Genomic DNA, 2,634 nt, shown 5'->3' with positions numbered 1-2,634 from the left:
GGCGACCCGGTCGGCGACGGCGTGGAAGCGGGCGGAGCCCAGCGCCTCCAGCGCGGCCGAGTGGGCGCGTGTCCGCGCCAGGGTGAGCCGGCGTTCCAGCAGCGCCCCCGCCCTGGCCGCGCCCACGGTGAGACTGCCCCGCTCGGCGGCCGGTGCCGGGGCTCCCGCGTGCACCACCGCCCGCAGCGGCGCCGGAGTCGATCCGGACAGCCGGTGCAGCGCGAGCAACAGCCGGTCCAGCCGAGCCTCCTGTGCGTGCTCAAGAGCCAAAGTGCCCGACACCCAGGCCAGTTCGGGCCGCATCGAGTCGGCCCAGGCGGGGTCGAGCAGGGTGCGGAAGGTGTGCAGGGCGGCGCTGATCCGGCGGGCGGAGCGGCGCAGGGCCCGTCCCGCGTCGGCGGCGCCCTCGGCCCCGTTCCCGTGCTCCCGCTGGGCCCGCAGCGCGCGCAGGAACTCCGTCGCCTGTGCCCTCAGATACGCGGCGAGGTCGTCCCCGGCGGGGTCCTTCCCGGCGGGGACGGCCCCCGCCGGGACGGTCTCCGGGTGGGGACGGTCAGGGTGTCGTGGTGCCACGCCGGCGCCTCCGGGCGTCAATGAGCATCTCCTGTACGTTCCGCAGGGGGTGTCCGTCGGCGTCCAACGCGTGCCGGGTCCACTCGCCGTCGGGGCCCAGGTGCCAGGAGGCGGTGGTGTCGGACATGCCGGTGTCCAGCAGGCGGTTGAGGGACGCCCGGTGGCCGGGGTCGGTGACCCGGACCAGCGCCTCGATCCGGCGGTCGAGGTTGCGGTGCATCATGTCGGCGCTGCCGAACCAGACTTCGGGCTCGCCGCCGTTGCCGAAGGCGAACACGCGGGAGTGCTCCAGGAACCGGCCGAGGATCGAGCGGACCCGGATGTTCTCCGAGAGCCCCTCGACGCCGGGCCGTACCGCGCAGATGCCGCGCACCCAGATGTCGACCGGCACGCCCGCCTGGGAGGCCCGGTAGCAGGCGTCGATGACGGCCTCGTCGACCATGGAGTTGACCTTGATCTTGACGAAGGCCGGGCGGCCCGCGCGGTGGTGCTGGATCTCCTTGTCGATGCGGGATATCAGGCCGTCCCGCAGGGACTTGGGGGCGACCAGCAGCCGGCGGTAGGTCTCTCGCCGGGAGTAGCCGGAGAGCCGGTTGAAGAGGTCGGAGAGGTCCGCGCCGACCTGCGGGTCGGCGGTGAGCAGCCCGAGGTCCTCGTACAGCCGGGCCGTCTTCGGGTGGTAGTTGCCGGTGCCGACGTGGCTGTAGCGGCGCAGGGTCTCGCCCTCCTGGCGGACCACGAGCGACAGCTTGCAGTGCGTCTTCAGCCCGACCAGGCCGTAGACGACGTGGCAGCCCGCCTCCTCCAGCTTGCGCGCCCACTTGATGTTGGCGTGCTCGTCGAAGCGGGCCTTGATCTCGACCAGGACGAGGACCTGCTTGCCGGACTCGGCCGCGTCGATCAGCGCGTCCACTATCGGCGAGTCGCCGGAGGTGCGGTACAGCGTCTGCTTGATCGCCAGCACGTCGGGGTCCTGCGCGGCCTGCTCCAGGAACGCCTGCACCGAGGTGGAGAAGGAGTCGTACGGGTGGTGCAGCAGCACGTCCCGCTGGCGCAGCGCGGCGAAGATGTCCGGCGCTGAGGCGGACTCCACCTCGGAGAGGTCCCGGTTGGTGCCCGCGACGAACTTGCGGTACTTCAGCTCCGGGCGGTCCAGGCTGTGGATGCGGAAGAGACCGGTGAGGTCCAGCGGGCCGGGCAGCGGGTAGACCTCGGCCTCGGAGATCTTCAGCTCGCGCACCAGGAGGTCCAGCACCTCGCGGTCGATGTCCTCCTCGACCTCCAGGCGCACCGGGGGCCCGAAGCGGCGCCGCATGAGTTCCTTCTCCAGCGCCTGGAGCAGGTTTTCCGCGTCGTCCTCCTCGACCTCCAGGTCCTCGTTGCGGGTGAGCCGGAAGGCATGGTGCTCCAGCACCTCCATGCCGGGGAACAGCTCCTCCAGGTGCGCCCCGATCACGTCCTCCAGCGGGACGAAACGGCCGGGGCTGCTCTCCAGGAAGCGGGACAGCAGCGGGGGCACCTTCACCCGCGCGAAGTGCTTGTGGCCGCTGACCGGGTTCCGCACGACGACGGCCAGGTTCAGCGAGAGGCCGGAGATGTAGGGGAAGGGGTGCGCGGGGTCCACGGCGAGCGGGGTCAGCACCGGGAAGATCTGGTGCCGGAACAGGGTGAACAGGCGGGCCTGCTCCTTGTCGGTCAGCTCGCTCCAGCGGACCAGGTGGATGCCCTCCTCCGCGAGCGCGGGGGCGACGTCCTCGTGGTAGCAGGCGGCGTGCCGCGCCATCAGCTCGCGCGAGCGGGCCCAGATCATCTCCAGCACCTCGCGGGGCTGGAGCCCGGAGGCGGAGCGGGTGGCGACCCCGGTGGCGATACGCCGCTTCAGACCGGCCACCCGGACCATGAAGAACTCGTCCAGGTTGCTGGCGAAGATCGCGAGGAAGTTGGCGCGCTCCAGCAGCGGGGTGGTGGGGTCCTCCGCCAGCTCCAGCACGCGCTCGTTGAAGGCGAGCCAGCTGCGCTCCCGGTCCAGGAAGCGGCCCTGGGGCAGCGGGGCGCCGTCGG

The 2,634-nt window shown here is 72.1% G+C and carries 2 protein-coding genes; both read right to left on the bottom strand.

Annotation, left to right across the window (positions count from 1 at the left end; genetic code table 11):
* Window positions 1–573 (bottom strand): CHAD domain-containing protein (locus CCN33_RS15585; RefSeq protein ID WP_425275847.1); only part of this gene is annotated, 573 nt, incomplete at its 3' end.
* The coding region (locus CCN33_RS15580; RefSeq protein WP_107483946.1) for an RNA degradosome polyphosphate kinase at window positions 554–2,634 on the bottom strand (2,081 nt) is incomplete at its 5' end. The genes CCN33_RS15580 and CCN33_RS15585, both read right to left, overlap by 20 nt.

This window comes from Streptomyces recifensis (assembly GCF_002154615.1).
Taxonomy (GTDB): domain Bacteria; phylum Actinomycetota; class Actinomycetes; order Streptomycetales; family Streptomycetaceae; genus Streptomyces; species Streptomyces griseoluteus.
The sequence above is the reverse complement of the archived record's forward strand: the minus strand, read 5'-3'. Positions and strand labels throughout refer to the sequence as shown.